Origin of the sequence: Cetobacterium sp., from assembly GCF_048470075.1 — a bacterium.
GTDB lineage: Bacteria > Fusobacteriota > Fusobacteriia > Fusobacteriales > Fusobacteriaceae > Cetobacterium_A.
In genome coordinates, this window is record NZ_DBGBQB010000042.1 from 1 (window position 1) to 6,998 (window position 6,998).

Sequence of the window (6,998 nt, forward strand, 5' to 3'; positions counted from 1 at the left end):
TCTACCCTCCATTTTAGGGTTTTTAGGGTCTATATTCATCTCTGAAAAATATAGTGCAGTAACTATATCCGCAGCTGATAATGAACCTCCTGGATGACCTGATTTTGCTTTACAAATCATTTGAACAATGTCTTTTCTTATCTCAGTGGCTTTTTCCTCTACCAGTTTCATATCTCTTACTTTCATCACTCTTCTCCCTTAGAAAACTATTTTTTTGCATTTTCCCAATCTTTTAAAAATCTTTCTATACCTTTATCTGTCAATTCATGCTTTGTCATCGCAACAATTGTTGAATAAGGTATTGTTCCTATATGAGCTCCAGCCAAGGCAGCCTCCTTTGCATGCCATGGATTTCTAATACTAGCTGCAATAATCTCTGAGTTTATATTATGTTTTTCAAAAATTTCAGCTATCTCTTTTATAAGGCTAACACTATCTACACCTATATCATCTAATCTTCCTAAAAATGGACTCACAAAGGTAGCCCCAGCTCTAGCTGCTAAAAGTGCTTGAGATGGTGTAAAAATCAGTGTCACATTTGTTTTTATTCCCTTTGATGTTAAAATCTTACAAGCTTTTAATCCTTCAATTGTCATAGGAAGTTTTATCACAATGTTCTCATGAATTTTAGCTAAAGGTAAAGCCTCCTCTATCATCTTATCAGCCTCTAAAGAGATTACTTCTGCACTGATTGGCCCATCTACAATCTCTGTTATCTCTTTTATTACCTGTTTAAAATCTCTTCCCTCTTTAGCTATTAAACTGGGATTTGTCGTAACTCCACAAATAACCCCCATCTCATTTGCTTCTTTTATTTCGTTGATATTTGCTGTATCTATAAATATTTTCATCTAATTTGCCTCCACACTTTGACCATAATACGCATTTTTACCATGTTTTCTTAAAAAATGTTTATCTAAAAGTTCATCTTGCATTCTTTCAACTTCTCTATTCAGATTTTCAGTATTATAAGCCATTTTAGCTAATTCCTCTAAAACCACAGCATTATGAACAGCATCTCCTGCATCTTTTCCCCAAGTAAAAGGACCATGAGAGTTTACTAAAACCGCTGGTGTATAATCTGGATTCAATCCAAACTCATTAAATGTTTCAACTATAACCTTTCCAGTTTCTAGTTCATACTCACCTTCAATCTCCATTTTTTTCATTTTTCTTGTACATGGAATATCTCCATAGAAATAATCTGCATGTGTTGTTCCATAGGCAGGAATTGATTTTCCTGCTTGAGACCAAATTGTTGCCCAACTTGAGTGAGTGTGAACAACTCCACCTATATTGGGGAAATTTTTATAAAGAGCTATATGAGTAGCCGTATCTGAAGATGGTTTCAAATGTCCTTCTACGATATTTCCATCTAAATCTACCACAACTAAGTCATCTATAGTCATATTATCATATTCCACTCCACTGGGTTTTATAACAATTAAGTTACTATCTCTATCAATTCCACTTACATTTCCCCATGTATATGTAACTAACCCTTTTTTAGGTAGCTCTAAGTTTGCTTTTAAGACCTTCTCTTTTAATTCTTCTAACATCTGAAACCTCCCTCTTTCATTTTCTCCTCAATCCACTTTTTTGCTTTTTCAATCTCTTTCAATGGATTTTCACTCTTTTCAGTCCACATCTCAATCAGCAGTGGTCCATTATAATCTATCTCTTTTAAAAGTTTAAAAAACTCTATAAATTTCACACAACCTTCTCCAAAGGGAACTTCTTTAAATTTTCCTGGGAAAATATTTGTAACAGCTAAAGTATCTTTTAAATGAATTGCACTAATTTTATGTTTTCCTTTTAAAATTTCAGCTCTAACATCATTTCCCCAAGCTGATAAATTTCCAATATCTGGATATACAGTTAAAAATGGTGAGTTTAAAATTCTATCAAATTCCAAGTATTTACTAATAGAGTTCATAAAAGGATGATCCATAATCTCAATAGATAACATTACATTTGCTTGTTCTGCCCACTTTAAAGCTTGTTTCATTCCATCTATATAAAGCTCTTTTGTTCTTTCATTTCCTGTTTCATAATAGACATCATATCCTGCCATCTGAATGTTTCTAATTCCTAAATCAACAGCTAACTCTATTGCTTTTTTCATAAGCTCTAAAGATTTTTTTCTAATCTCATCATTTTCACTTCCCAATGGAAATCTTCTATGACCACTAAAACACATTGATGGAACTCGTATCCCGGTTTCTAAAACTGCATTTACAAATAATTTTCTTTCCTCTAAAGTCCAATCTAATCTAGCCAATCTCTCATCTGTTTCATCTATTGAAATCTCTACAAAATCGAATCCCAAACTTTTAGCACACTCTAATCGTTCTTTCCAGTCTATATTTTTAGGAAGCGCTTTTTCATATATCCCCAAAGGAAATCTATTTAAATTATACATGTTCTACCCCCAAATTTTAGAGATCTCTTCTTGCCATCTCTGAGCTTCAGCTTTAGGTGATTCTGCATCTCTCAAGGATCTTCCAGCAATAAAACAATATATATCCATACCCTTAAACAGTTTTAAAGTATCCAGTTCTAAGCCACCAGTTACCGAAACTTTAAATCCCATTTCAATTAACTTTTGAACTTTCTCTAAATCTTTTTTACCCCAAGTCTCTCCCGCTAGAAGAGCGTCTCTACTTTGATGATACACAACTTGAGCTAATCCAGCTTCTTTCCATTGTTTTGCATGTTCATATGTCCAATCCCCATATAATTCAACTTGTAAATCATCAATCTCTTTCAATGCAGCTTTCATAGTTGGAATTGTTGCACAGCATATAACTGTCATCCAATTTGCTCCTGCCACTTTACAATTTTTAGCAACTGTACCTCCTGCATCAGCACACTTTGTATCTGCCAGTATAATTTTTTCAGGATAAAGAGCTCTTAAACATCTAACTGCCTCCATTCCTTCCTGTAAACAAAGAATAGTTCCAGCCTCTATCACATCAACTACATCTCCTAAAAGACTTACTGATTTTAATGCATCACTCAATGTATTGTTATCTAAAGCTACCTGTAATAATGGTTTCATTTTATTTCCTCCTAATATCTCTCTAATTTTTACGGAATTAATGCTAAAATCTCCTCTTTTGTCTTAGCATTTTTAATCTTTATTATATTTTCTTCATTTTCAAATAGGTTTGCTACTTGTACTAATCCAAACTCATTATGGTTATCTGTACTTGTTGCTGCTAAGGTAATCAATATTTTTACATGTCCCACATCCTCACCGAAAAAAACTGGCTCTCTTAAAGTTATTAAACTAAAGCTATCTTTTATAACTCCTGATTCTGGTCTGGCATGAGGCATGGCAACTTCAGGCATAATAACATAATATGGTCCATATTCCAGTGTTTTCTTTATAATATCATCATAATATCTTTCCTCAATAGCTCCTGACTTAACAAGTAAGTCTGTGGATATTTTAATAGCTTCTTCCCATGAAGTAGCTATCTGATTAATAGCTATTGAATTATTTTCTATTAAAGAATTTTTTAAGTTCATAATCCTTATCTCCTTTCCCCTTTTAGAAAATGGGAGCAGAAAATCTGCTCCCAATTAATATATTTATTTTATAATTTCCAGTAATCTTGCTTCCATCTCTTTTACATCCAATATATTTTTTAGGGCAATAATCTTTGTTTTTGTATTTGTGTTTAATTGTGATGCCAAATGTGTTGACGCTATAACGACATCATATGCTGATATTCCTGCTTTTGCTTGCCCTATACTGCAATTTTCACACGTGTTTTGTATTTTATATTTATCTAAGATTCCCTTAGCTTTTAATTTCATCATTAAACTTGTTCCCATTCCATTCCCACAAACTGCCAATAATTTTACCATGATTTTACCTCCATTTTTTAGTAATTAACTTCAATAATCTCTTCATCAACTGCATCTAATTCATTATTAAAATAATACTCGTGATTATTAACCTTTCTATATTGAATTATAGGTATTATTAACATTCCAACTATACATAGGAAATAGCCTACTAAACCAAAATTATTTAAGATAAATCCTTGTCCTACCCAAAGTGTACTTTGATCTATATTCCCATGCCATCCTCCAAAACCTTGTAGTTTAAACAGTGCAACTGCCACTGCACCAAGAGTAACTTGAAGTATTCCCGATATAAATGGTAAGATCATTGCAGCTTTAACACCACCTCTTTTTTCAGCAAATATTGCTATAGTGGCATTATCAAAGAATACAGGCACAAACCCTGTTATTATTAAGATTGGAGATTTGAATATTAGAAGCCCTGCTATTGCAATAAATTGTCCAATAGCTCCAAATATGAATCCAAATAATACCGCATTTGGAGATCCAAATCCATAGGCTGCAGCACAATCTACTGCTGGCATAACACCTGGTAAAATTCTATTTGAAATACCTTGGAAAGATTCTGTAAGCTCTCCTACAAACATTCTTACTCCTGTCATTAAAATAGCCAAATAAACTGAAAAGTATAAGGATTTTGATACTATGTAAGTTATAAAGTTTAAACTTGCTCCAAAATTTTTAGCATCTGCTACTCTCATATAATCCTCGCCTAGTATTCCTAGGATAGTTCCAAAGAATATAATCATAAGAGTTCCCGTTGCAACAATATTATCGTGAAATATTGATAACCATTCAGGTAATTTTAAATCATCTAACTTTTTACTAGCATCCCCAATTTTAGGGGCTATTTTATCTGTTGCCCAAATTGCAAACATCTGTTGGTGACCGATTACAAATCCAGCCCCATCTGTTAATCTTTGAGTTGCTCCCACTGTTAAGTTTGTTGCAACTGCCCAGTATGTTCCAACGAAAAGCCCTATCATCACTGCTCCTGTTGCGTTTCTATATTGAGGAAAAGCATAGAAGATTATCCACGTTGCTGTTGTTGCTTGTTGAACCATTATATGCCCCGTAATAAATAGAGTTCTTATTTTAGTATATTTTCTAAATAGAACTAATACAATATTTAATGTAAATCCAATTAAAAGTGCAATCATAGTCCAAGATGTTGTAAGTCCAATTGATTCTAAAGCACTATTGACTGCATTCAAACCAAAATATGGATCTATTACAGCTGCATTTAGACCAAAACGATCGTTTAATCCCGCCAATATAGGTCTAAATGTTGATACAAGCCCCCCAGCTCCTACATTTAATATCATATAACCTACAGTTGCCTTTATAAACCCTGAAAAAGCTTGATATAATGGTTTTTTTAATAAAAGATAACCTATAAAAACTAAAATTCCAACAAAGAACTCTGGTTTTGTTAATATATTATTTACGAAAAATTCAAAAACCGATAACACTCCCATACTTTTCCTCCTTTATACTCTATACACTATTATTTCTTATTAAAGCATTGATTTAAATGGTAAATCAGGCTCTATTATAAAAGCATCATGGAATCCTCTATCATACATGTACTCTAGTCTGTCTTTATCCAATGGCCACACAAATTTTCCACCAACTTCCCATAGGAAAGGTTTAAATTTATATTGCAATCTGTCTTTTCTCATATTCCATAGATATAAAATCTCTTTTGGATCCGCTTTAAAGTTTGTCCAAATATCGTGATGAATTGGGATTACAACTTCTGTATTTAAACATTCAGCCATTCTTAACATATCAACAGATGTCATTTTATCTGTCATTCCTCTAGGATTTTCACCATAGGATCCTAAAGCGACATCTATCTTATAATCATTTCCATGTTTTGCATAGTAGTTAGAGTAGTGTGAATCACCACTGTGATATATATTTCCTGCTGGAGTTTTTATTAGATAGTTTACAGCTAATCTATCCATATCTTGAGGCATCTTATCTTTTAAAATCACCCCTTCTGGAGCTGTTACCAACTCTGTTCTATCAAAAGAGTCAAGAGCAATAATCTCTGTATCTTTTATTTTTATTGTATCTCCTGGCTTTACTACAATACATCTATCCTCTGGAACTCCCCAACTTATCCATAAATCAACACATGCTTGTGGTCCTATAAAAGGAACTGAGGGGTCACAGTTTTGTATAACTGCTGCTGCTACATTTTCATCTATATGATCTCCATGATCATGAGTTGATAAAATTGCATCTACCTCTTTTATTGCAAAAGGATCTATTACACATGGTACATTTCTTAAATTTGGTTGTAATGCCTTACACCCTATCATTCTTTGATGTTGGTGTTGATTTTTCATCAATGGATTTTTCCCAGATTTTTTCCCTGTTTTTACCCAAAGGTCTATACATAAATTTGCATCTCCCTCTGTTTTAATCCAAATTCCAGTACATCCAAGCCACCACATGGCTACTGTTCCAGGCATAACCTCTTCATTTTCAATCTCCTCATTTAACCATGTCCCCCATTCTGGGAATGTGCTCAATATCCAAGATTCTCTAGTTATTTTACTAATTTTTGACATACTTTCTACCTCCAGATTATTGTATTTACCTTTATGATAGAAGTATATTTTATTTCTCTCCTATAAAAAAGAACCTATTTTATTCAAAATTTTTTTACAAATTTTTCCATATTAAAATCAGGTTTTTCAATCTCTTCCACTATTTCTAAAAAACCATCTAAGTGTTCTTTATTATCCCTAGAACTAAAAGCAACTATGGTTTTTACTGGTATATCTCCAGGGAATAAAACACTATTTTTTAGAGTTATTATGGAAAATGCTGTTTTACTCACATTGTTATCAGTTTTTGCATGAGGAAATGCAATATTTTTACCCATAACCATATAGCTTCCATAGTTTTTTATACATTGAACCATCTCTTCAACATAGCTCTCTTCTACACATCTATTCTTTAATAGAAGGTTTCCAGCTTTTCTTACTCCCTCTTCCCAATCTTTAGCAATCTCTCCCAAAGATATATGTTTTTTATTTAACATATCAAAAATTGTAATTTTTTTTGGCGAAATATCATCAATTAAATTTGAATTTAAAATATTTTTT

The 6,998-nt window shown here is 32.7% G+C and carries 9 protein-coding genes and 1 pseudogene; all 10 read right to left on the reverse strand.

Annotated elements, in window-relative coordinates:
* Window positions 1–186: pseudogene (locus ACMOUI_RS01305) on the reverse strand (transketolase); the annotation flags it as partial.
* A gap of 20 nt (window positions 187–206) precedes the next feature.
* Window positions 207–851, reverse strand: a complete 645-nt coding sequence (gene fsa, locus ACMOUI_RS01310; RefSeq protein ID WP_418963942.1) for a fructose-6-phosphate aldolase — start codon at window positions 849–851, stop codon at window positions 207–209.
* Window positions 852–1,559: an L-ribulose-5-phosphate 4-epimerase gene (gene araD, locus ACMOUI_RS01315; protein WP_418963943.1), complete on the reverse strand. Its 708-nt coding sequence runs from the start codon at window positions 1,557–1,559 to the stop codon at window positions 852–854.
* On the reverse strand, window positions 1,553–2,422 hold the full coding sequence (locus tag ACMOUI_RS01320) for an L-ribulose-5-phosphate 3-epimerase (protein ID WP_418963944.1): 870 nt from the start codon (window positions 2,420–2,422) through the stop codon (window positions 1,553–1,555). Before ACMOUI_RS01320 ends, araD begins: the two co-directional genes overlap by 7 nt.
* 3 nt (window positions 2,423–2,425) lie before the next feature.
* Window positions 2,426–3,061, reverse strand: a complete 636-nt coding sequence (locus ACMOUI_RS01325; RefSeq protein WP_418963945.1) for a 3-keto-L-gulonate-6-phosphate decarboxylase UlaD — start codon at window positions 3,059–3,061, stop codon at window positions 2,426–2,428.
* 29 nt (window positions 3,062–3,090) lie between these two features.
* Window positions 3,091–3,534, reverse strand: a complete 444-nt coding sequence (locus ACMOUI_RS01330; protein WP_418963946.1) for a PTS sugar transporter subunit IIA — start codon at window positions 3,532–3,534, stop codon at window positions 3,091–3,093.
* 63 nt (window positions 3,535–3,597) lie between these two features.
* Window positions 3,598–3,876: a PTS sugar transporter subunit IIB gene (locus tag ACMOUI_RS01335; RefSeq protein WP_418963947.1), complete on the reverse strand. Its 279-nt coding sequence runs from the start codon at window positions 3,874–3,876 to the stop codon at window positions 3,598–3,600.
* 17 nt (window positions 3,877–3,893) lie between these two features.
* Window positions 3,894–5,354 carry a PTS ascorbate transporter subunit IIC gene (locus ACMOUI_RS01340; protein WP_418963948.1) on the reverse strand — a complete coding sequence of 487 codons (1,461 nt, stop codon included), beginning with the start codon at window positions 5,352–5,354 and terminating at the stop codon, window positions 3,894–3,896.
* Window positions 5,355–5,393: 39 nt separating this feature from the next.
* Window positions 5,394–6,458: an L-ascorbate 6-phosphate lactonase gene (ulaG, locus tag ACMOUI_RS01345; protein ID WP_418963949.1), complete on the reverse strand. Its 1,065-nt coding sequence runs from the start codon at window positions 6,456–6,458 to the stop codon at window positions 5,394–5,396.
* An 83-nt stretch (window positions 6,459–6,541) separates the two neighbouring features.
* The coding region (locus ACMOUI_RS01350; protein ID WP_418963950.1) for a PTS sugar transporter subunit IIA at window positions 6,542–6,998 on the reverse strand (457 nt) is incomplete at its 5' end.

What these genes read in the sequence shown, in the direction of transcription:
- fsa (WP_418963942.1), bottom strand. Translation starts at nt 851, where the DNA reads ATGAAAATATTTATAGATACAGCAAATATCAACGAAATAAAAGAAGCA.
- araD (WP_418963943.1), bottom strand. Translation starts at nt 1,559, where the DNA reads ATGTTAGAAGAATTAAAAGAGAAGGTCTTAAAAGCAAACTTAGAGCTA.
- ACMOUI_RS01320 (WP_418963944.1), bottom strand. Translation starts at nt 2,422, where the DNA reads ATGTATAATTTAAATAGATTTCCTTTGGGGATATATGAAAAAGCGCTT.
- ACMOUI_RS01325 (WP_418963945.1), bottom strand. Translation starts at nt 3,061, where the DNA reads ATGAAACCATTATTACAGGTAGCTTTAGATAACAATACATTGAGTGAT.
- ACMOUI_RS01330 (WP_418963946.1), bottom strand. Translation starts at nt 3,534, where the DNA reads ATGAACTTAAAAAATTCTTTAATAGAAAATAATTCAATAGCTATTAAT.
- ACMOUI_RS01335 (WP_418963947.1), bottom strand. Translation starts at nt 3,876, where the DNA reads ATGGTAAAATTATTGGCAGTTTGTGGGAATGGAATGGGAACAAGTTTA.
- ACMOUI_RS01340 (WP_418963948.1), bottom strand. Translation starts at nt 5,354, where the DNA reads ATGGGAGTGTTATCGGTTTTTGAATTTTTCGTAAATAATATATTAACA.
- ulaG (WP_418963949.1), bottom strand. Translation starts at nt 6,458, where the DNA reads ATGTCAAAAATTAGTAAAATAACTAGAGAATCTTGGATATTGAGCACA.